Origin of the sequence: Stutzerimonas stutzeri (genome assembly GCF_002909485.1) — a bacterium.
GTDB classification, from domain to species: Bacteria; Pseudomonadota; Gammaproteobacteria; order Pseudomonadales; family Pseudomonadaceae; genus Stutzerimonas; species Stutzerimonas stutzeri_AH.
The window spans coordinates 222763-248378 of record NZ_PPXG01000001.1 but is presented as its reverse complement, the minus strand read 5'-3'; the positions used below and the strand labels follow the sequence as shown (position 1 = coordinate 248378).

General features: G+C 58.0%; 23 protein-coding genes. 4 read left to right on the top strand and 19 right to left on the bottom strand.

Annotation, left to right across the window (positions count from 1 at the left end):
- Window positions 1-55: 55 nt before the first annotated feature.
- From CXK91_RS01095 to CXK91_RS01085, 3 genes are all read right to left on the bottom strand, one after another.
- Window positions 56-1681: a methyl-accepting chemotaxis protein gene (locus tag CXK91_RS01095; RefSeq protein WP_103454577.1), complete on the bottom strand. Its 1626-nt coding sequence runs from the start codon at window positions 1679-1681 to the stop codon at window positions 56-58.
- Between the two features lie 164 nt (window positions 1682-1845).
- Complete coding sequence (locus CXK91_RS01090) at window positions 1846-2319, bottom strand: DUF3859 domain-containing protein (protein ID WP_103454576.1); 474 nt, start codon at window positions 2317-2319, stop codon at window positions 1846-1848.
- 65 nt (window positions 2320-2384) lie between these two features.
- Window positions 2385-3278 carry an amidohydrolase family protein gene (locus CXK91_RS01085; protein WP_423833532.1) on the bottom strand — a complete coding sequence of 298 codons (894 nt, stop codon included), beginning with the start codon at window positions 3276-3278 and terminating at the stop codon, window positions 2385-2387.
- A 373-nt stretch (window positions 3279-3651) separates the two neighbouring features.
- Between CXK91_RS01085 and CXK91_RS01080 the strand changes: the two genes are divergently transcribed.
- A complete protein-coding gene (locus CXK91_RS01080) occupies window positions 3652-4086 on the top strand; it encodes an OsmC family protein (RefSeq protein WP_103454574.1) in 435 nt (144 codons plus the stop codon).
- Window positions 4087-4147: 61 nt separating this feature from the next.
- Here the strand turns inward: CXK91_RS01080 and htpG are convergent, their stop codons facing one another.
- The 15 genes from htpG to sdhC form a co-directional block, all read right to left on the bottom strand.
- Window positions 4148-6052 carry a molecular chaperone HtpG gene (gene htpG, locus CXK91_RS01075; protein WP_103454573.1) on the bottom strand — a complete coding sequence of 635 codons (1905 nt, stop codon included), beginning with the start codon at window positions 6050-6052 and terminating at the stop codon, window positions 4148-4150.
- 121 nt (window positions 6053-6173) lie between these two features.
- Window positions 6174-7418: an MFS transporter gene (locus CXK91_RS01070; RefSeq protein ID WP_103454572.1), complete on the bottom strand. Its 1245-nt coding sequence runs from the start codon at window positions 7416-7418 to the stop codon at window positions 6174-6176.
- A gap of 70 nt (window positions 7419-7488) precedes the next feature.
- Window positions 7489-7932 (bottom strand): PaaI family thioesterase, encoded by a 444-nt coding sequence (locus CXK91_RS01065; RefSeq protein ID WP_103454571.1) that lies wholly within the window; start codon window positions 7930-7932, stop codon window positions 7489-7491.
- Window positions 7929-8381, bottom strand: a complete 453-nt coding sequence (locus CXK91_RS01060) for a PaaI family thioesterase (protein WP_103454570.1) — start codon at window positions 8379-8381, stop codon at window positions 7929-7931. The genes CXK91_RS01065 and CXK91_RS01060 overlap by 4 nt, the downstream gene beginning before the upstream one ends.
- A 59-nt stretch (window positions 8382-8440) precedes the next feature.
- Complete coding sequence (locus CXK91_RS01055) at window positions 8441-9166, bottom strand: DUF599 domain-containing protein (protein WP_103454569.1); 726 nt, start codon at window positions 9164-9166, stop codon at window positions 8441-8443.
- A 118-nt stretch (window positions 9167-9284) separates the two neighbouring features.
- Window positions 9285-10604 carry a branched-chain amino acid transport system II carrier protein gene (gene brnQ, locus CXK91_RS01050; RefSeq protein ID WP_103454568.1) on the bottom strand — a complete coding sequence of 440 codons (1320 nt, stop codon included), beginning with the start codon at window positions 10602-10604 and terminating at the stop codon, window positions 9285-9287.
- Window positions 10605-11091: 487 nt separating this feature from the next.
- Complete coding sequence (gene sucD, locus CXK91_RS01045; protein ID WP_103454567.1) at window positions 11092-11976, bottom strand: succinate--CoA ligase subunit alpha; 885 nt, start codon at window positions 11974-11976, stop codon at window positions 11092-11094.
- On the bottom strand, window positions 11976-13142 hold the full coding sequence (sucC, locus tag CXK91_RS01040; protein ID WP_103454566.1) for an ADP-forming succinate--CoA ligase subunit beta: 1167 nt from the start codon (window positions 13140-13142) through the stop codon (window positions 11976-11978). Before sucC ends, sucD begins: the two co-directional genes overlap by 1 nt.
- Before the next feature lie 192 nt (window positions 13143-13334).
- Window positions 13335-14771, bottom strand: a complete 1437-nt coding sequence (lpdA, locus tag CXK91_RS01035) for a dihydrolipoyl dehydrogenase (RefSeq protein WP_103454565.1) — start codon at window positions 14769-14771, stop codon at window positions 13335-13337.
- 95 nt (window positions 14772-14866) lie between these two features.
- A complete protein-coding gene (odhB, locus tag CXK91_RS01030) occupies window positions 14867-16108 on the bottom strand; it encodes a 2-oxoglutarate dehydrogenase complex dihydrolipoyllysine-residue succinyltransferase (RefSeq protein ID WP_103454564.1) in 1242 nt (413 codons plus the stop codon).
- Between the two features lie 71 nt (window positions 16109-16179).
- A complete protein-coding gene (locus CXK91_RS01025; protein WP_103454563.1) occupies window positions 16180-19011 on the bottom strand; it encodes a 2-oxoglutarate dehydrogenase E1 component in 2832 nt (943 codons plus the stop codon).
- 292 nt (window positions 19012-19303) lie between these two features.
- Window positions 19304-20008 (bottom strand): succinate dehydrogenase iron-sulfur subunit, encoded by a 705-nt coding sequence (locus tag CXK91_RS01020; protein WP_003285442.1) that lies wholly within the window; start codon window positions 20006-20008, stop codon window positions 19304-19306.
- A gap of 10 nt (window positions 20009-20018) precedes the next feature.
- Window positions 20019-21791, bottom strand: a complete 1773-nt coding sequence (sdhA, locus tag CXK91_RS01015; protein WP_103454562.1) for a succinate dehydrogenase flavoprotein subunit — start codon at window positions 21789-21791, stop codon at window positions 20019-20021.
- A 3-nt stretch (window positions 21792-21794) separates the two neighbouring features.
- Window positions 21795-22163 (bottom strand): succinate dehydrogenase, hydrophobic membrane anchor protein, encoded by a 369-nt coding sequence (sdhD, locus tag CXK91_RS01010; RefSeq protein ID WP_102825659.1) that lies wholly within the window; start codon window positions 22161-22163, stop codon window positions 21795-21797.
- Entirely contained in the window at window positions 22157-22531 is a 375-nt protein-coding gene (sdhC, locus tag CXK91_RS01005; RefSeq protein ID WP_102825658.1) for a succinate dehydrogenase, cytochrome b556 subunit, read from the bottom strand. The genes sdhD and sdhC overlap by 7 nt, the downstream gene beginning before the upstream one ends.
- 360 nt (window positions 22532-22891) lie before the next feature.
- Between sdhC and gltA the strand changes: the two genes are divergently transcribed.
- Window positions 22892-24163 carry a citrate synthase gene (gltA, locus tag CXK91_RS01000; protein WP_103454561.1) on the top strand — a complete coding sequence of 424 codons (1272 nt, stop codon included), beginning with the start codon at window positions 22892-22894 and terminating at the stop codon, window positions 24161-24163.
- Window positions 24164-24482: 319 nt separating this feature from the next.
- On the opposite strand, the gene CXK91_RS22850 is transcribed toward gltA, so the two are convergent.
- A complete protein-coding gene (locus tag CXK91_RS22850; RefSeq protein ID WP_103454560.1) occupies window positions 24483-24734 on the bottom strand; it encodes a YkgJ family cysteine cluster protein in 252 nt (83 codons plus the stop codon).
- A gap of 125 nt (window positions 24735-24859) precedes the next feature.
- On the opposite strand from CXK91_RS22850, the gene CXK91_RS00990 reads away from it, so the two are divergent.
- Entirely contained in the window at window positions 24860-25201 is a 342-nt protein-coding gene (locus tag CXK91_RS00990; protein ID WP_103454985.1) for a DMT family protein, read from the top strand.
- Window positions 25202-25297: 96 nt separating this feature from the next.
- Window positions 25298-25579 carry a pyrimidine/purine nucleoside phosphorylase gene (locus CXK91_RS00985; protein ID WP_103454559.1) on the top strand — a complete coding sequence of 94 codons (282 nt, stop codon included), beginning with the start codon at window positions 25298-25300 and terminating at the stop codon, window positions 25577-25579.
- Window positions 25580-25616: the final 37 nt, after the last annotated feature.

Genomic DNA, 25616 nt, shown 5'->3' with positions numbered 1-25616 from the left:
CTAAATAAATTTATCGAGAACGCAAATACATCTGATTAGCGCTGTCGAGCAGCTCTCAGATTTGGAACTTCCCCACCAGCTCGTTCAATCCGATTGCAAGCCGCGCAAGCTCTTGGCTCGCGGCGCTTGTTTGATTGGCGCCAGCCGAGGATTGCAACGATAGATCCCGGATGTTCACAAGATTGCGGTCAACCTCGCGTGCAACCTGGGCCTGCTCCTCCGAGGCGCTTGCGATTACAAGGTTACGTTCGCTGATCTGGCTGATCGCCGATGTAATACCGTCAAGCGCATCACCGGCAGCCCGGGCCATTTCCAGCGTCGTACGGGCACGTTCATTGCTGATATGCATTGCGCTCACAGCCTTGTCGGTGCCCTGATGGACACTGCCAATCATCTGCTCGATCTCTCCCGTGGACTGCTGTGTACGATGCGCCAACGCCCGCACCTCATCAGCCACCACCGCAAAACCACGCCCGGCATCGCCTGCTCGTGCGGCTTCGATTGCCGCATTCAGCGCGAGCAAATTGGTTTGCTCAGCAATCGAGCGGATTACTTCCAGTACCTTACTGATGTCCCGCACCTGGCCTGCCAGGTGCTCCACCTCGCCGGCGGTATTAGTCACATCGCTAGCCAGCAAGTTGATGGATTCGACCGTCTGCATCACCTGCTTGCGTCCGCGCAGGGCGGTGTCGTTGGAATCCTGGGAGGCTTCCGAGGTGGCAACGGCGTTACGTGCCACTTCGTCGACTGCGGCGGTCATCTCGTTGACGGCAGCTGCGGCCTGCTCGATCTCGTTGCTCTGCTGATGCAGCCCGCGCGTCGAGTCCTCGGTCACCGCATTGAGCTCCTCGGCTGCCGAGGCCAACTGATTAGACGACTCAGCAATGCTTTGGATGGTCCCGCGCAAGCTACTCTGCATGGCTTTAAGTGAGGTCAATAGGCGAGCAGGCTCATCCTTGCCTTCTACTGTGAAATCACCGGTCAGGTCGCCACTGGCAATACGCTCGGCAACCGACACCGCCATCCCCAAAGGACCGACGACACTACGCGTAAACACCCACGCAAGCGCTACGGTGATGGCGGCAGCCAGCACCAAGGTCGCCATTACCCATCCAAAAGCGGTGTCATATTGGCTTGAGGCTCGGTCAGCCGCTCGGCCAGCCTCGTCACTATTGATTTGCTGAAGCTCGTTCAAAGAGGCAGTAACGTTATCCGCGTGCTCGTTGATTACGCCGTTGATGATCGCCACCGCTTGCTCACGCTCACCGCGAGACGCATGCTCGGTGACTCGCAGCTGCAGCGGCAGGTACTGTTCAGATGCTTGCTTAAAGCGCTGATAAGCGGCTTTCTCTTCTGCGGTGGTCAACAGCTTCGCATATTCGGCATCGCGCTCAGCCAATGCGGCGCGAAGCTGAGTCAGGCGCTCCGTGGTGCTTCGCACAACCTGCGGGTCTTCAGCCAGCGTTACACGCAAGGTGAGCGCACGTACGCGCATCACAGTCAGATTGAGATCGCTGACAGCCATGATGCTTGGCAGCCAGTTCTGGTCGACGTCCCGGCTTTCTTTGCGCATGTTCGCCATCTGGCTCAACGCGAACAGGCCAAGAAACAACACGAGCAAACCGATCAGGCCGAAGCCTAATGCGGAACGTTTACCGATGGTGATTGTGCGAATAGCCATGGGACTACCTTCTCCATGAAAATGAAACGCGCCACAAACCGTGACTTGTTCCCTTATCGGAAGGCCCGCCCTCTCACTTGAACGCTGGCGTCAAGTTATTGCCCTACTCGTACCTTTCGCCGACTAACGGCTCAAATGGCCATCAGCACTCGTGGAAATGGCCATCATTTAGTGCCTACCTGAAAAGTCTGCTCAGCCAGCTTGCGGTCCCCCTGAAAGACCATCAGCTGCCATTTACCCGTTACCACCTCATGGGGCTCGGTAAACTCGAATGCCATCACATCGGTTTCCACGCTTGGCACCAAGCGCTGCACGACCTCGAATTTGTCGTGGCGCTGCCCATCGGGCGTCACTACCCCGGGTGTCAGATACAGCAGGGTCAGAGGGGTGTCCGCGTCCTGCTTGCCGGCAAGGCGATAGCGTAAGCCGAACTTGCTACCTAGGCGCGCCGGCACCTCGGTAGTCTGTCGAAGTGCTTGATCGCGCCGAGAAAGCACGCGCTCACCCGGTTGAAAGTCTTCTTTCACCGTCTCGAATACGCCGTACTCCACGGTACCGACCACTTCAACCTGGGCTTGCGCCAGGGGCGCACTCATACCAAATACCATGGCGGCTAGCGCCCAACGAGGTAGCCACATAGAACCTGCTCCTTAAGCTTGAGAAGCCGGCAGGTTATGACTCGACCATGACAAACTCGTGACGATCAGCGCACCTCAGCCTGACGCTCACTTGGCAGCAAGGCGAGAAAATTGTCTCGCGCCACGGCACGTGCGACTGACTCGGGAAGCGCATCAAGAAACGGCTCGAAGGCCTTCATCCCAACTGCCAGATTATTGAAGCGCCCCACTACGTCGGAACCGATCACGAAGCGCGTAGGATGCCGCTGCACAAGCGCTACCCACTTGGAGTCAGGACGGCCTTGCTCATCCAGCAGATAAGGCTTGAGCATCGTCCAGGAGAGATCGATGTACAGATTTGGATAATCGTCGAGCAAGCGGCTGACTGTCTCGTGCAGGAAGGTCAACTTCTCCTGATGCCGATGCAGTTCCATGCTGGTGCCGGCATGGGCCCAGATGAAACGAGTATGTGGATGGTTGCGCAGCGGCTCCTCCAGCTCGACCAGGTAAAGCGGATTGCGCTCACGCTTGGAGGTGATGTTCGAGTGCAGCATCACCGGCAGGTCAAACTCGGCGGCCAGGTGATAAACCCGCGCCAACGCCTCATTGTTGGCCCGTGGCGTATCCCCTTCGGTTAGCGCCGTGACGTCGTCGTGACGGGTAAAGATCTCGCCCAGGCCCTGCCAGAGGCCAGGATGCAGCTCGAGCATGCGACGAATATGCGCATCGGCATTCTTGTCGTTAGGGTTGAATCCGGAAAGAAACGGATGGAAGCGCTTGCGTTGCTCCTCATCCAGCTCTTCCAGAGCCGCGGCGACCAGCACGTCCGTAGCGCTATACCAATATACCGGTGCGTCATCACCCGCGTAGTAGCGCGGACGCTTGGGCTCGTTCTCGTGCCACTTCTTCGCGACGGGAATACCGCTGATCATCACGTGATCGATGCCACCGGCGTCCATTGCATCAAGCAGCTTCTGCATGCCGTCGGTTTCCTGGAAAAAGTCCACGTAGTGCAGATGGGCATCGCTAAAGCGGTAATCGCGCCCTTCAGCTACAGAAAATTGCGATAGCAATAAAAGAGCGACGAGGGAAATAATTTTCGGAATGTACAAAGCAGGTCCTCCTGACAGCCAGCGAAGTAGACCCCCACCAAGCACGACCGTTCATCTTTTGGCCATATGGGGAAACTGGAATGCCGCCGTCAACCAGCCGCGCCCATATACCCCCCACCGTATATTGATTAGAGTCAAAGCCTGTTTTCGGGTGGAACACTAGTATCCGTCCAGCACGACCACACAACGGCGCGTTCCGGCCCTGTCCGGAAAGTTCAGGCTCAGCAAAGGAAACCTCTACATGGCAATGAAAACTATCAGCGCACAGGGGCACATGACTGCGGGGATGACCATCGAAGTCGAGTGCGGTAATCATCGCCTGGTCATGGATCAACCAAAGAGTGCAGCAGGCCAGGATCTTGGCCCCACCCCCCTGGAAGCCATCTTGGCAGCCGTGGCCGGCTGCTTTGGCACCATCGGCCGCTTCATTGCCCATCAGCAGAAGATCGAACTTCGTGGCATGCGTTTCGAGATTGAAGCGGATTATGATCCGGCAGGTCTTCTCGGCCGAGATCCGGCTGTACGGCCGGGTTTTCAGGAGTTGCGCATAAAGGTGGACATCGACGCCGACCTGGACCGGGCCGGCAAGCAGGCTTTGCTGGAGCAAATCGAGCAGCGCTGCCCGGTGGCAGACAATCTCACCCATGGCACCACCCTGGTCAGCATACTGCTCTGAAGCATGCTGAAACGAAAACGGCCCGTCAGTGACGGGCCGTTTTGTGTGTCGCAGCTACGGTTCAGGCCGATAGTTCGACCAATAGCTTGTTCAGACGCTGAACATAAGCTGCCGGATCCTTCAGGCTATCACCCGCCGCGAGTGCGGCCTGGTCGAACAGAATGTGCGAGAGATCCGCGAAGCGATCTTCGTCCGGCTCGGCGTCCAGCTTCTCAATCAACGGGTGCTGCGGGTTGATTTCGAAGATCGGCTTGGACTCAGGCACCTTTTGCCCGCTCGCCTCGAGAATCTGCCGCATCTGCAGGCCAAGATCCTGCTCACCGATCGCCAGGATCGCCGGCGAGTCAGTCAGGCGATGCGACACCCTAACCTCGGCAACCTCGTCACCCAGCGCCCCCTTCAGACGCTCCACCAGCCCTTCCTTGGCCTTGGCGACCTCCTCCTGAGCCTTCTTGTCCTCTTCGGAGTCCAACTTGCCCAGATCCAGATCGCCACGGGCGACGTCGGCAAGCTGCTTTCCATCGAACTCGGTGAGGTAGCTCATCAGCCACTCGTCGATGCGATCGGTGAGGAGCAGCACCTCGATGCCCTTCTTGCGGAACACTTCCAGATGCGGACTGTTCTTGACTTGCGCGTAGCTCTCGCCAGTGAGGTAGTAAACCTTGTCCTGCCCTTCCTTCATGCGCGACAGGTAGTCGGTCAGCGAGACCGATTGCTCGCCAGACGCATCGCTGGTGGAGGCGAAACGCAACAGGCCGGCAATCTTCTCCTTGTTGGCGAAATCTTCCGCCGGGCCTTCTTTGAGCACCTGTCCGAACTGCGACCAGAACTTCTTGTAGTCCTCTGGCTTGTCCTTGGCCAGCTTCTCAAGCATGTCCAGCACACGCTTGGTAAGCGCCGACTTCATCGAATCGATGACCGGATCTTTCTGCAGGATCTCACGGGATACGTTGAGCGACAGGTCGTTGGAATCCACCACACCCTTGATAAAGCGTAGGTAAAGCGGCAGGAATTCGTCGGCCTGATCCATGATGAATACGCGCTGCACATAGAGCTTGAGCCCCTTCGGGGCTTCACGGTGGTACAGGTCGAACGGCGCGCGGCCTGGTACGTAGAGCAAGGACGTATATTCGAGCTTGCCTTCGACCTTGTTGTGGCTCCAGGACAGGGGATTATCGAAGTCGTGGGCGACGTGTTTGTAGAACTCCTGGTATTCCTCGTCCTTCACCTCGGTACGCGGACGAGTCCACAAGGCGCTGGCACGGTTGACCGTTTCCCATTCCTGCTCGGCCGGCTTGTCCGCTTCCTCACCGTGCGACTCTTTTGGCAGTTCAATTGGCAGCGCAATGTGATCAGAGTACTTCTTGACGATGTTACGCAGACGCCAGCCGTCGGCGAATTCCTGCTCCTCACTCTTCAGATGCAGAACGATACGGGTACCGCGTTCGGCTTTTTCGATGGTGGCGACTTCGAATTCACCCTCACCCTTCGACGACCAGTGCACCCCCTCGCTGGCTGGTGTGCCGGCGCGACGGCTGTATACATCGACCTTGTCGGCGACGATGAAAGCGGAATAGAAGCCCACACCGAACTGCCCGATAAGGTGCGAATCCTTTTTCTGGTCGCCGGAAAGATTCTTCAGGAAGTCAGCGGTGCCGGATTTGGCGATGGTCCCCAGATGCGCGATTACGTCGTCGCGATTCATGCCTATACCGTTATCTTCGAGCGTAACGGTCTTGGCGTCCTTGTCGAAGCTAAGGCGAATCTTCAGATCGGCGCTACCTTCGAGCAGTTCTGGATTGGCCAGCGCTTCGAAACGCAGCTTATCGGCAGCATCCGAGGCATTGGAAATCAGCTCCCGCAGGAAGATTTCCTTGTTGGAATACAGGGAATGGATCATCAGATGAAGCAGCTGCTTCACTTCGGTCTGGAAGCCCAGGGTTTCTTTTTGAGTCTCCACACTCATCGTCTACAAACTCCACATCTCGTAATGGCACGGACCGCGGCTGCGGCGATGTCTGGCAGATGGGGGCACGACGATGGATTTCAAGGGCGGCCGACGCCAGCACTGCATCGGCCGGCACAGTTCAAGGCTCGATAAGCTCGAGCAGCACGATCTCGCCAGGGGACAAATTGTAGGTAGCTTCGCCAGGCCCGCGGATGATCCGCCTGATGATCAAATTGCCTTCGCTATCGAGGCCCGCGAACCGCCCTTCAGCGACGCCACCGCGCTCGGTATGGGCGCGCATCAACAAATGTTGATAGCGGTCGGGCGTGCGCAGAACCTGTTCCATGGAGAAGCGTAAACGGCGATCCGACGTACTCTGCGGCACTTTTTTTGCAGCGACAGCTTCCAGAGCCCGCCCCGGGGCAGTCGCCTCCACATCCGGCACCGCCAGGGACGGGTACTCATCACCCCTGACATGCCAGCCCTGCTCGTTCTTGTCGAGACGCACCTCAAAGGCCTGTAGCTTGCCCTTCACCTGAGCTTCGACCTCTAACTCTAGCTCATCGGCAGGGAGTGTCACGGGGGAAATCGATTGCAATGTAACATCACGACTGGCATGTCTTCGCTGTAAGTAATCCTCGATCACGAAAGCCACGGTGTCCCGTGAGTCGTATCGACGATCAACATGGCCGTCGAGATAACGTAAGCGGTCAGTGAAAAGCTCAATGACACCCGTGAGGCTAGTCTCATAGTGGGGTGGCAGGACAAGATGGAAATTGCCTCGCAGCTTGTTCGGCGCAACTGGCTGCAGGTCGAGATGCAGCGTGTAACCGCGATCCAGACGACGCGTTTCGGGCAACTCCTGGTCGTGGCTCAACCAGGCGATTTCAACCTCTGGCAAGGCCCCGGCGGCATCATCGGGAAGCACATCGACACGCAGTGCGCCCTCCGAAAGCTTGTGCAGGCGGATAGTCACTTCCTGACGGGCAAAAAAACCCTGCCCCTCACGTAGCGTGAGCACGCCGTTGATCAATTCACCTTGTTGCGGGGCAAACTTGCGGCCGTTCAGCTTTCCGCGAACGCCCATGGCAAGCTCAGGTTGCACCTGGGTTGGCAGCCAACCCAGGCTAAAGATCGCCTCCAGCCGCTCTGCGTCGCGGCTGGCCAGCAAAGACAGTCCCACAATAAGCGGAATGACACCCAGACAGGAGAGAATCAGTGCCTTGCGTGCCACACGCCAATGGCTGAATACGAACGCCAGTGTCAACGGCGGCAGCAAGCTGCCCAGCCCCCACAGCAAACTAGTGGAAAATGCCTGACTGATCAGCCAGATGAAACCGGCAACGATCAACAGTAGGCCGCCGAGGATCAACAGTGCTTCCATTCGAGTTCCTTAACGCTATCGCACAGGGCCGCCGGCGTGCACCGCTACGCCGCCGCCCAGGACGAATGCATCAGGGCTCGTCGATCTTGAAATGGCAGCGGGCAGTAGCGATGGGCTCGGCCTGATGTGTCTGCCAGGCGGTGATCGCCACATTGGCGACCCGACGGCCCTGGCGCCAGACCTGACAGGCGGCAAAGGTGTCACGATAGTGACCGGCGCGTAGATAATCTATCGAGAAGTCGATGATTTTGGGTAAATGTGGCGCTCCCATGAACATCAGCAGGTGCAGCAGGGCTGCGTGCTCCATGAAGCCTGCAATCACACCGCCGTGGATGGCAGGCAGCGGGTTGCCAATGTTGTCCTCGTTCTGTGGCAGACGAAAGACCATCTCGTCACCGAGGCGAAGGCATTCAATGCCAATCAACTTGGCATATGGCACCAACTTGATCAGCGAGTCGTAATCGTTGCTGGCATGGGCCTGCTGCACCAACTCGTTGAGGTTCAGATCGTTCATACCCCGCCCTCCTTGCGAGACCCACTCTTGCCCATGCGCATGAACGTGCCCACTACATGGGCAATGGGTTCATTGATGTCGCGCTGATAGGCAACGCCGCGGGTGAAGATCACCGTTGGCGTGACGCGGTAGCACTCGGCGAAACCGAAGATATCGTGCCCCGCCTCGGCTGGATGCATGTAGTCGATACGTAGGTCGAGCGTCGGACAAACCTCCAGTTCCGGCAAGGCGCAGGCCGTGGAAATTCCGCACGTGGTGTCCATGAGCGTGGTGATCGCGCCACCGTGCACGCCGCCCGTTTCCGGGTTGCCAACTATTTTCTCACTATATGGCAGGCGCAATGTAAGGCCCCGGCTGTCAGCATGCTCCACACTCAAACCGAGCACCTGGCAATGCCGCAGGAAAGACAGGAAGCGTTGAGTACGCTCGAGTATCTGGCTATCACTCATTCGAATTCTCGGTGGAATGAATCAAGCCGAGCATGATACCGCTTTGCCATGCACGGCCCCTATTCCTTGGGCGCTTCGACCGGTGAAGTTGGCGTGAATACCATCACCTCGAGCACGTCCGAGTGAAATTCACGACGGTAGAGAATCAGCACAACGCCGGTGGTGACAAGCATGAAGAACCAGGGGTGCACGAACCACGACAGCGTTGCCATCCCGAAATAATAGGCACGCAGGCCGAAGTTGAACTGGTTGGCCGCCATTGAGATTACCTGCGCGGCGCGCTCAGCGAAGGCCCTGCGCTCCTGATCGCTGACGTTGCGCTCCCCTACCATTGGCGCCGAGGCAACCAATACTGCCGCAAAGTTGTATTGGCGCATGCACCAACTGAACGTGAAAAAGGCATATACGAAGACGACAGCCAGACACAGCAGTTTGACTTCGGAAAGGCCGCGACTGACCGGTTGCGCGAACGGCAGGTCGGCAAGAAGCGAAACGGCCCGTTCCGATGCGCCGAGTGCAGTCAGGATGCCTGCAAGAATGATCAGCGTACTGGATGCAAAGAACGATGCATTGCGCTCCAGATTACCGATCACATTGGCATCGGCAATGCGGTTGTCACGCATCAGCAAGCGCTGCATCCAATCCTGGCGATACAGGTGCAGCACACTCGCCAGACAGGCAGTGTCACGCCCACGCCAACTGGCATAGCGGGTGTAGCCCGCCCAGCAGACAACGAACCAGAATACGGCGATCAAATGCGGCAAGGTTGGGTCGGATAACGTCATGGCACGCCCTCGGAAAACTCGCGAGATTATAGCCAGCGCCGTGCTGCCATGACTGTCGCACGACAATAGCGCTGCGCCGAAGATCAATCATCGACCTCGACGCAGCGCAATGGTTACCTCAAGCCTGCCGCTGCATATGCTCGGCGCGACCTAGCAGGCGATCCGTGGCGACGGCCAGGACCAGCATCACCAGAACGGGGACCAGCCAGCCCATACTCTGATCCGCCAACGGCAATTGCGCGAACAATGTAGGAACCCAATCACTGAAGCCCGCGGCAGCAAGGCCATCGACGATGCCGAAGATCAGCGTAACCGCCATCACCGGCATGAACACCCGCGACGGCGATACCCAGAAGCGATCCAGCAAGCTCAGCGCAACCAATACGATTGCCAGCGGGTACAAACCAACCAACACCGGCACCGACACGCTGATCAACTGAGTAAGGCCCTGATTGGCGACCAACAGGCTGAACAGCGCAAAAACGATCACGACCGTGCGATACGAAACCGGCAGCAGCCCGCTGAAGAACTCGCCACAGGCTGTCGTCAGACCTACCGCGGTCGTCAAGCAGGCCAGCGTGATGACCACTGCCAGCAGCAGACTGCCCGGTGTGCCGAAGGTGTGCTGCACATAGGTCGTCAGAATCTGCACGCCGTTCTCGGCACCTGCAGCGATTCCCTGACTGGTAGCACCGAGGTAGAACAAAGCCAGGTAAACCAGCGATAGCCCGATGGCGGCGATCACCCCGGCGATCATCGAGTAGCGGGTCACCAGTGCCGGCTCGGTCACGCCTCGGTCACGGATGGCGGTGGCAATCACGATCCCGAAGACCAGCGCACCGAGGGTATCCATAGTCAGATAGCCTTCGAGAAAACCCTTGATCAAGGGAGAAGCGCGATAGCCTTCGGTGGCGACGCCTAACTCGCCTGCTGGCGCGAAGATCGCCGCACCGCCAAGCACCAACAGCGCAGCCAGCAACACCGGCGTGATGAATTTGCCGATACGATTGACCAGTTGGCCCGGATTCAACACCAGAAACAGCATGGCTGCGAAGAACACGAGCGTGTAGATGAACAATGGCGTGCCGGAGTTGCCACTGAACGGAGCGATGCCCATTTCGAACGAAACAACAGCCGTCCGCGGAGTAGCGAATAGCGGGCCAATAGCCAGATAGACGGCGACCGCCAACCCCGTGCCTGCAACTTTGCCAAGCGGGGCGGTGAGGCGATCCATCCCGCCGCCGACCCGAGCTAGCGCTACCACGGTCAGCAGAGGCAGGCCCACACCCGTCAGCAAGAAACCAAGCGCCGCATGCCAGATGAACTCGCCGGCGGCCATCCCGGCGCTGGGTGGAAAAATAATATTGCCGGCGCCCAGGAACAGCGCAAACGTCATGAAGCCAAGGGCTAGCAGGTCAAAACCTTTCAAACGATTCATGCGGGGAAAACTACCAAATGGATAAACGGCATAGATGAAGGCGACGCACACGTCGAGCGCGACGGGTCAGCAGTTCATATTGGCCTGACTAATGGGATGCGGGTTTCCTTCAGGGATAAGGGGAAACGTTATCCAGCCGGTTGGGCCGAATCCTTCGTTGCACGTCATCGATCTTGTGGATCGAACAAACGTATGAATGAGCGGCAATGATGCCACGATGCAGTCATGAAGCCGATTGGAACGTCGGCTTAATCTGCGAAAAGTGTCACTCTGGATGTTCAAGACAACTATCACGCGACTAACGATGTAGAGCGCATGCTGCAAGTCGGTTCGTTAACGCTACAAGGGCGTAACGCCAAAGCGCCCCCACCGACACGGCTGACCGGATCTGCGAGGGCGTCTTGCAACAAGACCAGGTAGGCGCCCACATGACAAGGTGGACGCCCGAAAAGCCCGGGCGTTACCGGGCCTCTCTCAGGCAGGCTGATTAGGCCTTTGCCTCCCAGCCAGTCACTTCCGCCAACGCCTTGCCGATATCGGCGAGGGAGCGAACGGTCTTCACGCCGGCATCCTGCAGAGCTGCGAATTTCTCCTCCGCTGTTCCCTTGCCGCCGGAAATGATCGCGCCCGCGTGCCCCATCCGCTTGCCCGCCGGAGCGGTAACGCCCGCGATATAGGAAACCACGGGCTTGGTGACATTGGCCTTGATGAAGGCAGCAGCCTCCTCTTCCGCCGAGCCGCCAATCTCGCCGATCATGACGATGGCCTCGGTTTGCGGGTCGTTCTGGAACAGCTCGAGGATATCGATGAAGGTCGAGCCCGGAATGGGGTCGCCGCCGATGCCGACGCAGGTGGACTGACCGAACCCGGCATCAGTGGTCTGCTTAACGGCCTCATAGGTCAGAGTGCCGGACCGGGAAACGATACCGACCTTACCTGGCAGGTGGATATGACCGGGCTGAATGCCAATCTTGCACTCGCCAGGGGTGATCACGCCTGGGCAGTTAGGCCCGATCAGGCGTACACCCAGCTCATCGCACTTGATCTTCACCTCAAGCATATCCAGCGTCGGAATGCCTTCGGTGATACAGACGATCAGCTTGATGCCACCGAATGCTGCTTCGAGAATGGAGTCCTTGCAGAACGGTGCTGGTACATAGATGACCGAAGCATCGGCACCAGTGGTCTCAACAGCTTCGCGAACGGTGTTGAACACCGGCAGGCCGAGGTGCATGGTGCCACCCTTGCCTGGCGTAACGCCGCCAACCATCTTGGTGCCATAGGCGATGGCCTGTTCGGAGTGGAAGGTACCCTGCGAGCCGGTGAAGCCCTGGCAAATGACCTTGGTGTCCTTGTTGATCAATACGCTCATTATTTGCCCTCCGCGGCTTTGACAACCTGAATGGCCGCATCGGTCAGGCTGCTCGCACCGATGATGTTCAGACCGCTTTCGCTCAGCATCTTGGCGCCCAGATCGGCGTTGTTGCCTTCCAGACGGACAACCACGGGTACTTTTACGCCCACTTCGCGCACTGCCCCGATGATGCCTTCGGCAATCATGTCGCAACGTACGATGCCGCCGAAAATGTTCACCAGAACAGCTGCAACGTTGCTATCGGAAAGAATGATCTTGAATGCTTCGGTCACCCGTTCTTCGGTGGCACCACCGCCCACGTCGAGGAAGTTTGCCGGTGCGCCGCCGTGCAGATTGACGATATCCATAGTGCCCATCGCCAGGCCGGCACCATTGACCATGCAGCCGATGTTGCCGTCGAGCGCCACGTAGTTCAGCTCCCACTTGGCCGCATGGGCCTCGCGCGGGTCGTCCTGGGACGGGTCGGCCATATCGCGCAGCTTTGGCTGGCGATAAATCGCGTTGCTGTCGATATTGATCTTGGCATCCAGGCAGTGCAGGTTGCCGTCGGTCTTGATCACCAGCGGATTGACCTCCAACAGCGCCAGATCGTAATCCTGGAACAGCTGGGCAAGGCCAACGAAGATATGGACGAACTGCTTGACCTGATCACCTTTCAGACCGAGCTGAAATGCCAGTTCACGCGCTTGGAATGGCTGCGCGCCGACCAGCGGATCGATGGTGGCCTTGAGGATTTTTTCGGGCGTGTCGTGAGCAACCTTCTCGATATCCACGCCACCTTCGGTGGAGGCCATGAAGACGACTCGACGGCTGGCACGATCGACAACGGCGCCCAAATAGAGCTCCTTTTCGATATCGGTACAAGCCTCGACGAGGATCTTGCTGACCGGTTGGCCATTGGCATCGGTCTGATAGGTAACCAGACGCTTGTCGAGCCACTGCTGGGCAAACGCCCGAGCTTCATCCTTGCTACGGACCAGCTTGACGCCACCGGCCTTGCCGCGGCCACCGGCGTGAACCTGGGCCTTGACCACCCATTGGGTGCCGCCGATCTTGTCGCAGGCTTCCGCAGCTTCTTTCGGGCTGTCTACGGCGTAACCCTTGGAAACGGGCAGACCGTATTCAGCGAACAGTTGTTTACCTTGGTACTCGTGAAGATTCATGCTTTCTACCGTCTGGTTTGGTATTGGCGCATTTACGGCACGACGAACTGTCGTGCCCCCTCACAAGTCGCTGAAAACTATCCGCGAATTCACGATACCTCTCAGCGACCTGCAATCCTTATCGAATCTGCAGTTTGCAAAAGGCCCGGCGTATCCGCAGATACGTCGGGCCCGGGTACAGCACGAAACCGATTAGCGCTTCTTGCGATTGGCGATGTGGATGGCGTGGCCATTCACCGCCAGAGCCGCTTCATGCAGCGCTTCGGACATCGTCGGGTGCGAGAACACCATCATGCCCAGGTCTTCGGCACTGGTGCCGAACTCCATCCCGATGGCGCCCTGCTGAACCAGCTCGGCTGCGCTTGGGCCCATCACGTGAACACCCAATACGCGATCGGTCTTGGCATCGGCGATAACCTTGACCAAGCCGGCGGTATCGTTGGCGGCCATGGCACGACCGCTGGCAGCAAACGGGAAGGTACCAACGTTGATCTCAACGCCTTCAGCCTTCAGCGCCTGCTCGGATTTGCCGACCCACGCAATTTCCGGATGAGTGTAAATGACCGACGGAATCAGGTCATAGTTCATCTGGCTCTTGTGACCGGCGATACGCTCGGCAACCATCACACCCTCTTCCGAGGCCTTGTGCGCGAGCATCGCGCCGCGGACCACGTCGCCGATAGCGTAAACGCCCGGCACACTGGTGGCGCAGTAGTCATCAACGAAGATGAAACCACGCTCGTCCATATCGACGCCGGCGTCAGCAGCCAGCAGCTCGGAAGTGACCGGACGACGACCAACCGCAACGATCAGCTTGTCGAAGGTCATCTGCTGATCGCCTTCAGCGCTGGTGAAGTTGACGGTCACCTGATCGCCCTTCACTTCCGAGCCGGTTAGACGCGCACCCAGCAGGATCTTCAGGCCCTGCTTGGAGAGAATCTTGAACGCCTCTTTGGAAATCTGCTCATCGGCGGCCGGCAGGAACTTGTCCATGGCTTCGATAACAGTCACTTCAGCACCCAGACGTGCCCAGACCGAGCCGAGCTCCAGACCGATCACGCCTGCGCCGATGACGCCCAGCTTGCCCGGAACGCTCTGGAAATCCAGGGCGCCAGTGGAGTCGACGATCACATTCTGATCGACAGGCGCCGGCGGAATGTTCACCGGGGTGGAGCCGGAGGCCAGGATTACATTATCGGCAGCCAGCGTCGCAACGTTGCCGTCCAGGCCGGTCACTTCGACCTGCTTGCCAGCTAGCAGTTTGCCATGGCCCTCGAAGACGGTCACACCGTTGGCCTTTAGCAGTGCCGAGACACCGCCGGTAAGGTTCTTAACGATCTGGTCCTTGCGCGCAACCATGGTCGGAACGTCCATGGCCACTTCGCCAGTGCTGATGCCATGGACCTTGAAGCTCTCATGGGCTTCGTGGAATTTGTAGGAGCTGTCCAACAGCGCCTTGGAAGGAATGCAACCTACGTTGAGGCACGTGCCGCCAAGCGCGGTCTTACCATCCTTGCCCTGGTACTTTTCGATACACGCGGTCTTCAGACCCAGCTGGGCTGCACGAATAGCGGCCACATAGCCGCCAGGGCCGGCACCGATGACGACGACGTCGAATTTCTGGCTCATTACGAATCCTCTTTAAAAGCAGCTAAAAGCCAAAAGCTGCAGGCAGCACGGCCGGCTTTCGCCTGACCTGCCAGCTGCAGCTTGTGGCGTTTCTATCAGATATCCAGCAGCAGACGGGCCGGGTCTTCCAGCAGGTCCTTCATGGTAACCAGGAAGGTTACTGCTTCCTTGCCGTCGATCAAGCGATGGTCATAGGACAGTGCCAGGTACATCATCGGCAGGATGACCACTTGACCGTTAACGGCCATCGGACGTTCCTGGATCTTGTGCATACCAAGGATGGCGGTCTGCGGCGGGTTGACGATCGGAGTCGACAGCAGCGAGCCGAACACACCACCGTTGGAAATGGTGAAGGTACCACCAGTCATTTCCTCGATGGTCAGCTTGCCGGCCTTGGCCTTCTTGCCATATTCGTTGATACCGCCTTCGATCTCGGCGAGGCTCATGTGCTCGGCATTGCGCAGGACCGGAACAACCAGACCACGGTCGCTGGAAACGGCTACGCCGATGTCCTGATAGCCGTGGTAAACAATGTCATTGCCATCGATGGAGGCATTGACGCCAGGCTGGCGCTTGAGCGCTTCTACCGCGGCCTTGACGAAGAAGGACATAAAGCCCAGGCGCACGCCGTTGTGAGTCTTCTCGAACAGATCCTTGTACTTGGCACGAAGCTCCATGATCGGCTTCATGTTGACTTCGTTGAACGTAGTCAGCATGGCCATCGACGACTGAGCTTCAACCAGACGCTCGGCAACCTTGGTACGCAGGCGAGTCATCGGAACACGCTTCTCGACGCGATCGCCTTCGGCAAAGATCGGCGCAGCGGCAGCCGGTGCTGCAGGCTTGGCCGCAGCAGCCGGAGCGGACTTCTTCGCCTCAATGGCGGCTACCACGTCTTCCTTGGTCACACGGCCATCTTTACCGGTGCCGGCGATGCTGTTCGGATTGATACCGTTTTCTTCAGCCATCTTGCGAGCAGCCGGAGCCAGAATCGGCTCTTCGCCAGCTGCGCTTGCAGCTGCAGCCGGGGCAGCAGCTTGCGCCGGGGCAGCTTGCGCCGGGGCAGCTGCAGCCGGGGCAGGCGCTGCTGCTGCAGCGGCGCCGGCTTCCAGCTTACCGAGTAGCTCGCCGCTCAGCACGGTGTCGCCTTCGTTCTTGACGATCTCGGTCAGTACGCCATCAGTTTCGGCGAGCACTTCCATGACCACCTTGTCGGTTTCGATGTCGACGATCAGCTCATCACGCTTAACCGCGTCGCCCGGCTGCTTATGCCAGGTAGCAACGGTGCCGTCGGCAACCGATTCCGGGAATGTAGGGGCTTTGATCTCGATAGCCATTATTCAGGGGTCCTATTGATTCGGTTTCTACATCGAGGCCGCGAATTTTCGCGGCCTCTTGCACGAATGGGTTAAACGGTGAAGGCGTCCTGCAGCAGTTTTTCCTGCTGTTCGGCATGCATTGAGGCGTACCCGACCGCCGGCGCCGCTGATGCATCACGACCTGCATATTGAAGGAACAGTTCCTTCTTGAACGCTGTCGCCACGCGGCGCATGTGGTGCTGGCTGCAATACCAAGCGCCCTGGTTCATCGGCTCTTCCTGGCACCAGACGATGTGCTTGAGGTTCTGGTAAGGCGCGAGCGCCTCAGCAAGATCCTCTTCCGGGAACGGATAGAGCTGTTCGATACGCACGATGGCGATATCCTCACGGCCCTCGGCGCGGCGCTTGTCCAGCAGGTCATAGTAGACCTTGCCGCTACACATGATCACACGCTCGACCTTCGCCGGATCGATTGCGTCGACTTCCGGGATCACGGTCTGGAACGAACCCTGAGTGAGTTCCTCCAGAGTCGAGGTCGCAAGCTTGTGACGCAACAGAGACTTGGGCGTCAGCGCAACCAGAGGCTTGCGCAGCGGGCGAATCGCCTGACGACGCAGCATGTGATAGACCTGAGCTGGAGTCGTTGGTACGCAGACCTGAATGTTGTGCTCAGCACACAGCTGCAGGTAACGCTCCAGGCGAGCGGACGAGTGCTCCGGCCCCTGCCCCTCATAACCATGCGGCAACAGCATGGTCAAACCGCACAGACGACCCCACTTGTGCTCACCGCTGGTGATGAACTGGTCGATCACCACCTGGGCGCCGTTGGCGAAGTCGCCAAACTGCGCTTCCCAGACAACGAGAGCGTTGGGCATCGTGGTGGCGTAACCGTATTCGAACGCTAGAACCGCTTCCTCGGAAAGGAACGAGTCGTATAGATCGAAACGCGGCTGACCTTCATAGAGGTGCTGCAGCGGGATATAGGTGTTGCCGTCCTTCTGGTTGTGCAGCGCAGCATGGCGATGCGAGAAGGTGCCCCGACCTACGTCCTGCCCAGAGATACGCACAGGATGGCCTTCGAACAGCAGCGTGGCGTATGCCATGACTTCCGCGTAACCCCAGTTGATGGCCAGCGCGCCTGCGCCCATCTTCTGGCGATCTTCTAGAATCTTCGAGACCTGGCGCTGCACAACAAAGCCTTCAGGCGTCTGCAGCAGCTTATTGGACAGGTCCTGCAGCGTCTTCAGATCGAAGCTGGTGTCATGACGGGCAGTCCAGGCATGACCTAGATATGGGCGCCAGTCGACGAAGAGCTCCTTGTTCGGCTCCTTGACGAGGCTCTTGACCACGTGCAGACCATTGTCGAGCGCCGTACGGTACTCGTCGATCTTGGCCTGAACACGCTCGTCATCCAGCACGTTGGACTGGATCAGCGAATCGGCATACAGCTCACGAGTGGTGCGCTGCTTGGCAATCTTCTGATACATCAGCGGCTGGGTGCCGTTCGGCTCGTCCGCCTCGTTGTGACCACGACGGCGATAGCAAATCAGGTCAATGACGATGTCGCGCTTGAACTGCATCCGATAATCGACGGCCAGCTGGGTGACGAACAGCACAGCCTCGGGATCGTCTGCGTTCACATGGAAGATCGGCGCCTGAATCATCTTCGCCACATCGGTCGCGTACTCGGTAGAACGAGCATCTTCCTGCTTGTTGGTGGTGAAGCCGACCTGGTTGTTGACCACGATGCGGATGGTGCCACCTGTGCGATAGGCACGGGTCTGCGACATCTGGAAGGTTTCCATCACCACACCCTGACCGGCGACAGCAGCATCGCCGTGGATGGTTACCGGAAGCACCTTGTCGCCAATCGGATCGCAACGACGATCCTGACGAGCTCGCACCGAGCCCTCGACCACCGGGGAAACGATTTCCAGGTGAGAGGGGTTGAACGCCATGGCCAGGTGAATTTCGCCACCTGGAGTCATCACGTTGGAAGAAAAGCCCTGGTGGTACTTGACGTCACCCGAGCTCAAGCCTTCGACCTTCTTGCCTTCGAACTCGTCGAACAGGTCACGCGGGTTCTTTCCGAAAGTGTTGACCAGTACGTTCAGGCGACCACGGTGGGCCATGCCAATAACGATTTCCTTGGTGCCATAGGAGCCGGAACGCTGGATGATTTCATCAAGCAGCGGAATCAGGCTCTCGCCGCCTTCCAGACCGAAGCGCTTGGTACCCGGATACTTGGTACCCAAGTACTTTTCCAGGCCTTCGGCAGCAGTAAGGCGCTCAAGCAGATGGCTTTTGATTTCCGGCGAAAACTCGGGGCGGGCACGCACGCTTTCCAAGCGCTGGACAAACCAGCTGCGCTGCTCGGAGTCGACGATGTGCATGTACTCGGCGCCAATGGTGCGGCAGTAGGTTTCTTGCAGCGCCTTGACGATTTCGCGCAGAGTAGCCTGGCCGTTGACCATGGCCAGATCCGCCGTGCGGAACACGGTGTCAAGATCGGCGTCGGTCAGACCGTAGTTGTTGATTGCCAGATCAGCAGGGACCGCACGCTGCTGCAGACCAAGCGGATCAAGCTGGGCTGCCTGATGGCCGCGCACTCGATAGGCCTGAATCAGGCGCAGGACTTCGATCTGCTTCTTCTCGTGCTCACTGCTGACGCTACCTGCGGAAACAGGCTGGGCACGACGCTGGTTCTTGGCCAGCAGGACGAAGTGGTCGCGAATCGTCGAATGCGATACATCGGCTGAAGCGCTGCCACCGGAGGGCAACTTCTGGAAATAAGTGCGCCACTCTTCGGGCACAGCGTTGGGATCGTGCAGGTAGAGCTCAAAAAGCTCTTCCACATAGGCAGCGTTACCACCGGATAGGTGGGCACTGTCCCACATGCGCTGCATTACGCTTTCTTGCATGTCTGGTCACCTTCGATAAGGAGACACCACCAGCGTGGAAACCGCAGCATGACTTCCCAAGTTCTGAAGCAGCGACTCAGGTAAAGCCACTACGGACCGCGCAGATAGTTCCCGGGCACAACCCGGATGCTCCTGCTGGTCATCAAGTTTTCAGAGTGAAATCCCGGCTTTGTGAGCTGGGATTCCTACTAAAACTACGGCGCCGAGCTTCAACTTCGGCGCCGCAGGTGTAACGGGTAAAGCGATCCGGCCGTTCCAGGCTAGCGCATAACCTTTCGCAGCCGGGGTGTCATCAAGTACCGCTCTGCAGCAGCATGTTGCGTATGTGACCAATTGCTTTGGTCGGGTTCAATCCTTTCGGACAAACGTCAACGCAGTTCATGATACCGCGGCAGCGGAACACACTAAACGGATCGTCCAAACCGGCCAAACGATTCTCGGTTTCAGTGTCGCGGCTGTCGGCCAGGAAACGATAGGCCTGCAGCGACGCGGCCGGACCGAGAAACTTGTCCGGATTCCACCAGAAGGACGGGCAGCTGGTCGAGCAGCAAGCGCACAGAATGCACTCATACAGGCCGTCCAGCTTCTCACGCTCTTCCGGGCTTTGCAGACGTTCGATAGCCGGAGGCGGCGTATCGTTCATCAGATACGGACGCACCTTCTCATACTGCTTGTAGAAGATGCTCATATCGACCGCCAAGTCACGAATTACCGGCAAACCCGGCAACGGACGGACGACCAACTTGTTGCCCTTGACCACAGCAGACAACGGAGTGATGCAAGCCAGACCATTCTTCCCGTTGATATTCATCCCATCGGAACCACACACGCCTTCACGGCAGGAGCGACGATAGGAGAAACCCTGATCCTGTTCCTTGATCAGAGCCAAGACGTCGAGAACCATCAGGTCTTTACCGTCGGTATTGACCTGAAAATCCTGCATGAACGGCTTTTCGTCCTGATCGGGGTTGTAGCGATAAACACTCACTTGCAACATATCGGCGACCTCAATAAGTCCGAACCTTGGGCTCGAATGCCGGAACGGTCTTCGGAGCGAAGTTCACGGCACGCTTGGTAACGCGCTTGTCACCCGGGAAATACAGGGTGTGGCACAACCAATTCTCGTCATCACGCTCTTCGAAATCTTCGCGAGCATGCGCGCCACGGGATTCCTTGCGGTTTTCCGCAGCAATTGCGGTAGCCTCGGCAACTTCCAGCAGGTTCTGCAGCTCGAGCGCTTCGATGCGCGCAGTGTTGAACGCCTGGCTCTTGTCCGAGATCTTGACGTTAGCGATACGCTGACGCAGATCCTCCAGCTGAGCGATACCCTTCTGCATGTATTCGCCAGTACGGAATACACCGAAGTAGTTCTGCATGCAGCTCTGCAGCTCTTTACGCAGCGGCGCAACATCTTCACCGGTGGTGCGTTCATTGAGACTGGCTAGGCGGTTAAGCGCGACATCCAGATCAGTCTCGCTCGCTCCACGATGCTCGACGCCTTCCTTGAGTGCCTTTTCCAGATGCAGACCGGCAGCACGGCCGAATACGACCAGGTCGAGCAACGAGTTACCGCCAAGGCGGTTGGCACCATGTACGGATACGCACGCCACTTCACCCACCGCGAACAGACCATCAATGATCGTGTCTTTGCCGCTGGCGTCCTGAGTAATGGCCTGGCCATGAATATTGGTGGCAATACCACCCATCATGTAGTGACAGGTCGGCACAACCGGCACCGGAGCAGTCACAGGATCTACGTGTGCGAAGGTCTTCGACAGCTCACAGATACCCGGAAGACGGCTGTGCAGAACCTCTTCACCCAGGTGATCCAGCTTCAGCATCACGTGATCGCCATCTGGACCACACCCGTTGCCAGCCAGGATTTCCTTGACCATCGAACGCGCAACCACGTCACGGCCAGCCAGATCCTTCGCGTTCGGAGCATAACGCTCCATGAAGCGCTCGCCATGCTTGTTGATCAGGTAACCACCTTCACCGCGGCAACCCTCGGTCACCAGCACACCGGCGCCGGCAATACCAGTCGGGTGGAACTGCCACATCTCGATGTCCTGAACCGGCACACCAGCACGCAGCGCCATGCCAACACCGTCGCCGGTATTGATCAGAGCATTGGTAGTCGATGCGTAGATGCGACCGGCACCGCCAGTGGCAAGAACCGTAGCCTTGGAGCGGATATAAACGGTTTCACCGGTTTCGATGCAGATGGCAATCACGCCGACGACCGCACCGTCCTGATTCTTCACCAGATCGACGGCATACCACTCATTCAGGAAGACGGTATTGTTCTTCAGGTTACCCTGATAAAGGGTATGCAGCAGCGCATGACCAGTACGGTCAGCAGCCGCACAAGTACGAGCAGCTTGACCACCCTTACCGAAATCTTTCGACTGGCCGCCGAACGGACGCTGGTAGATGCGACCTTGCTCGGTACGGGAGAACGGCAACCCCATGTGCTCAAGCTCGAACACCGCTTCCGGCCCGACGGAACACATGTATTCGATAGCGTCCTGGTCACCGATGTAGTCGGAGCCCTTGACGGTATCGTACATGTGCCAGCGCCAATCATCGTTCGGATCGGCCGAAGCGATTGCGCAGGTGATGCCACCCTGAGCGGAAACAGTATGCGAACGAGTCGGGAAGACCTTGGTGACTACCGCGGTCTTATGGCCGCCTTGAGCCAGCTGCAACGCAGCGCGCATACCGGCGCCACCGCCACCGACAATGATGGCGTCGAAGGAAAGCGTACGAATATTAGCCATGAATCAGATACCCCAAAGAATCTGCACGCCCCAGACGAAGAAAGTGAACATGGCGATGCCACACACCGTCTGGAATAGAAAACGAACGCCGGTAGCCCACTTACCGATCGCCATGTTGGTCAGGTAGTCGGTGGAAATCGTCCACATGCCTACCCACGCGTGCACACTCAAGGCGACCAGAGCCAACAGACTGAAGATGCGCATCCAGTTAGCCGAAAACAACTCGTGCCACTGGGCGTACTCCAGACCTGGGTTCGCAATCAGGTACCCAAGCAGGAACAGAAAATAAGCCGCAAGAACTACTGCAGAAACACGTTGCGCCATCCAGTCATACAGACCCGAGCGCGAGAAATTGGTGACATTGGTTACCATATCCACACCCCCGCCAGAACGATCAGCACCACCGAAACGGCGATTACGATTTTCGCGCCCAGCTTGCCGCCTTCCAGCGTCTCGCCATGGCCAGTGTCCATGATCAGGTGACGAACACCTGCCACAAGGTGATACAGCAGTGCGGACAGCAACGCCCAGCTCACCAGCTTAGCCAGGGGGCTGCTCAAATAGGCACGAACATCCTCGAAACCTTCAGGCGAAGACAACGAGGTATCGAGCGCAAGCAGCAACAAGGCGATACCGACGAACAGGATGACACCGGATACACGGTGGAGAATCGACGTGTAAGCAGTGATGGGGAGTTTTATTGTCCTAAGATCTAGGTTTACAGGTCGTTGGCTTTTCACGGCTTTTTTTCACACTTGAGAGCCCCAGAGCGCAGGGCAAAGTTGTTGGGAAGAGTACGCAGCAGTACCCGCTACCCACGAGTGACAACCTACAGAATACTGCCTGTAAGGCCCCTGCCGGTCGGTGTCCGAGTATAAACAGTTAGGTCACTAATGACAATGTGGTGAAGTGCCACTAAAGGCGGATAGCAGCCCCTATATAAATGCCGTAAACAGTGCATCCAAGCTGTACGCATCCCCCTGCAGAGCCCTCTACGGCATGGGTTCGCGCAAATTGACTTTGCGATTTATCACACTATAGTGATGCGGGCCCTGCGTGGGGGGCCATGATGATTCCAAGCACAAAACAGGAGGCCATACATGGCTGACAAGAAAGCGCAGTTGATCATCGAGGGCGCTGCCCCCGTCGAACTGCCCGTTTTAACCGGTACCGTAGGGCCTGATGTAATAGACGTACGAAGCCTGACCTCCACGGGTCACTTCACCTTCGATCCCGGCTTCATGTCGACCGCCTCTTGCGAGTCCAAGATCACCTACATCGATGGGGACAAGGGCATCCTGCTGCATCGTGGCTACCCAATCGAGCAGCTGGCGGAAAAGTCCGATTATCTGGAAACCTGCTACCTGCTGCTGAACGGTGAGCTGCCTACCGCTGAGCAAAAGGCGCAGTTCGTCAGCACCGTCAAGAACCACACGATGGTTCACGAGCAGCTGAAGTCCTTCCTTAATGGCTTCCGTCGCGACGCTCACCCGATGGCGATCATGTGCGGTGTTGTTGGCGCTCTATCGGCCTTCTACCACGATTCCCTGGACATCAACGATCCGCACCATCGCGAAATCTCCGCGGTGCGCCTGGTCGCCAAGATGCCGACCATCGCTGCAATGGTCTACAAGTACTCGATCGGTCAGCCGCTGATGTACCCGCGCAACGATCTGAGCTACTCGGAAAACTTCCTGCACATGATGTTCAACACCCCGTGCGAGATCAAACCGATCAGCCCAGTGTTGGCCAAAGCCATGGACCGCATCTTCATCCTGCACGCTGACCACGAGCAGAATGCGTCCACTTCTACCGTTCGCCTGGCGGGCTCCACCGGCGCCAATCCGTTCGCCTGTATCGCAGCCGGCATCGCGGCCCTGTGGGGACCGGCACACGGCGGCGCGAACGAAGCCGTGCTCACCATGCTGGACGAGATCGGAGACGTATCGAACGTCGAGAAATTCCTGGCCAAGGCCAAGGACAAGAACGACCCGTTCAAACTGATGGGCTTCGGCCATCGCGTGTACAAGAACTTCGACCCACGCGCCAAGGTCATGAAGCAGACCTGCGACGAAGTACTGAGCGAGCTGGGCATCAATGATCCGCAACTGGATCTGGCCATGAAGCTGGAAGAGATCGCACTCAACGACCCCTACTTCGCCGAGCGCAACCTCTATCCGAACGTCGACTTCTACTCGGGCATCATCCTCAAGGCTATCGGCATTCCGACCAGCATGTTCACCGTCATCTTCGCCCTTGCGCGCACTGTCGGCTGGATTTCCCACTGGAAGGAAATGATCGCCTCCGGGCAGAAGATTGGCCGGCCGCGTCAGCTGTACACCGGCCACACCAAGCGCGACCTGCCGCGTTAAGCGACAACCAGCACAAAAGAAAGGCTGCCTTCGGGCAGCCTTTTTTGCATATACACCACATCAACATCGACTGGCCGCTCCCTCGCTCGACCAGCCAAAAGAGGCTCAGCGCCCCAGTGCGCAAGCGAAGCTATCGTCACAGTACTGACGGAAAATCGGGAACACAGGGGGACAAGAGCGACCTCGGCGCCAGCACGCAGCAAATACCTCCATCTCACCTCGCCCACGAGGGTACAACGCCCAGAACATCTGCCTCGCAGAAATGCCATGCCAGGCCGCCCAACTTAGCCCGTCCGCATTACCAGCCACCAAACCCTCGTCAGGCTGTCGCCTCTTCCAGCCAGCCCAACAAGCGGATCGCTTCATCCCTGTTTTCGCCACAACAACCAGGATCGGCCGCAAAAGCGGCACACACAGACGGCCGCCGCGGATCACCAAACAATGAGCACAGAAAGTCAGCGCGCAGCTGAATGCACCGCTGCCCAGCTGCCTTGCCGTGCGGCATACCGGGGATAGGCGTACTAATCGAAGGGGCAATGCAGCAAGCACCGCAACCGGGCCGGCAATCCATGGATCAGCCACTCAAAGCAAAAGGGCGCCGATAATAATCCGCCTGAAGCGCTGACACTAGATATGCCATTGCAGACAGATGCGACAGGAAATACGCTAGCGCGTCTTCATCTTGAGTACATGTTCATGCCCGTCTGGCTGCAAACTGCCGCCCTACTCTGCTGCTCCAATCTATTTATGACGTTCGCCTGGTATGGCCACCTGAAGAGCCTGAACGGCAAACCCTGGCTCATCGCCGCCCTGATCAGTTGGGGTATTGCCTTCTTCGAGTACATGTTGATGGTGCCAGCGAATCGCATCGGCTATAGCGAACTGTCGATCGGTCAACTGAAGATCATGCAGGAGGTAATCACCCTGATGATCTTCGTCCCGTTCAGCGTGATGTACATGCAGCAGCCATTGAAACTGGACTATCTATGGGCGGGCATATGCCTGGTCGGCGCCGTGTACTTCATATTTCGCGCCTAGTGCCAATGCGCCCTTGGAAGGAGCGGCCGCCAGGTGACGCCACCATAGGCGCTTAGGCATACTGGCCACCTTTCTCAACCCTGCAAAGGAGTCTCAATGTTCAAGGTCAACGAGTATTTCGATGGCACCGTCAAATCCATCGCTTTCGAAATGGGAGCAGGTACCGCCACCATCGGCGTGATGGCACCCGGCGAGTATGAATTCGGCACAGCGCAGCTGGAAGTCATGCATGTAGTTGCCGGCAGCCTGGATGTCAAACTGCCCGGTAGCGAGAAGTGGGAAACCTTTGCTGGCGGCAGTCAGTTTACCGTTCCGGCAAACAGCAAGTTCCAGCTGAAGGTAACAGTGGACACCGCCTATCTTTGCGAGTATCGCTAAGCGAGAATCTCGGGCTCAGGTGGAAAGCAGCCACCGT

Bases quoted from the DNA above. Each gene is read 5' to 3' on its own strand.
- CXK91_RS22850 (WP_103454560.1), bottom strand. From the start codon at position 24,734: ATGGATTGCCGGCCCGGTTGCGGTGCTTGCTGCATTGCCCCTTCGATT.
- CXK91_RS01095 (WP_103454577.1), bottom strand. From the start codon at position 1,681: ATGGCTATTCGCACAATCACCATCGGTAAACGTTCCGCATTAGGCTTC.
- gltA (WP_103454561.1), top strand. From the start codon at position 22,892: ATGGCTGACAAGAAAGCGCAGTTGATCATCGAGGGCGCTGCCCCCGTC.
- CXK91_RS01080 (WP_103454574.1), top strand. From the start codon at position 3,652: ATGGCAATGAAAACTATCAGCGCACAGGGGCACATGACTGCGGGGATG.
- CXK91_RS01070 (WP_103454572.1), bottom strand. From the start codon at position 7,418: ATGGAAGCACTGTTGATCCTCGGCGGCCTACTGTTGATCGTTGCCGGT.
- sucC (WP_103454566.1), bottom strand. From the start codon at position 13,142: ATGAATCTTCACGAGTACCAAGGTAAACAACTGTTCGCTGAATACGGT.
- CXK91_RS01020 (WP_003285442.1), bottom strand. From the start codon at position 20,008: ATGTTGCAAGTGAGTGTTTATCGCTACAACCCCGATCAGGACGAAAAG.
- CXK91_RS00985 (WP_103454559.1), top strand. From the start codon at position 25,298: ATGTTCAAGGTCAACGAGTATTTCGATGGCACCGTCAAATCCATCGCT.
- sdhA (WP_103454562.1), bottom strand. From the start codon at position 21,791: ATGGCTAATATTCGTACGCTTTCCTTCGACGCCATCATTGTCGGTGGC.
- sucD (WP_103454567.1), bottom strand. From the start codon at position 11,976: ATGAGCGTATTGATCAACAAGGACACCAAGGTCATTTGCCAGGGCTTC.
- htpG (WP_103454573.1), bottom strand. From the start codon at position 6,052: ATGAGTGTGGAGACTCAAAAAGAAACCCTGGGCTTCCAGACCGAAGTG.
- odhB (WP_103454564.1), bottom strand. From the start codon at position 16,108: ATGGCTATCGAGATCAAAGCCCCTACATTCCCGGAATCGGTTGCCGAC.
- CXK91_RS01055 (WP_103454569.1), bottom strand. From the start codon at position 9,166: ATGACGTTATCCGACCCAACCTTGCCGCATTTGATCGCCGTATTCTGG.
- CXK91_RS01060 (WP_103454570.1), bottom strand. From the start codon at position 8,381: ATGAGTGATAGCCAGATACTCGAGCGTACTCAACGCTTCCTGTCTTTC.
- sdhD (WP_102825659.1), bottom strand. From the start codon at position 22,163: ATGGTAACCAATGTCACCAATTTCTCGCGCTCGGGTCTGTATGACTGG.
- CXK91_RS01085 (WP_423833532.1), bottom strand. From the start codon at position 3,278: ATGCAGAAGCTGCTTGATGCAATGGACGCCGGTGGCATCGATCACGTG.
- CXK91_RS01065 (WP_103454571.1), bottom strand. From the start codon at position 7,932: ATGAACGATCTGAACCTCAACGAGTTGGTGCAGCAGGCCCATGCCAGC.
- CXK91_RS01090 (WP_103454576.1), bottom strand. From the start codon at position 2,319: ATGTGGCTACCTCGTTGGGCGCTAGCCGCCATGGTATTTGGTATGAGT.
- brnQ (WP_103454568.1), bottom strand. From the start codon at position 10,604: ATGAATCGTTTGAAAGGTTTTGACCTGCTAGCCCTTGGCTTCATGACG.
- CXK91_RS00990 (WP_103454985.1), top strand. From the start codon at position 24,860: ATGCCCGTCTGGCTGCAAACTGCCGCCCTACTCTGCTGCTCCAATCTA.
- CXK91_RS01025 (WP_103454563.1), bottom strand. From the start codon at position 19,011: ATGCAAGAAAGCGTAATGCAGCGCATGTGGGACAGTGCCCACCTATCC.
- lpdA (WP_103454565.1), bottom strand. From the start codon at position 14,771: ATGAGCCAGAAATTCGACGTCGTCGTCATCGGTGCCGGCCCTGGCGGC.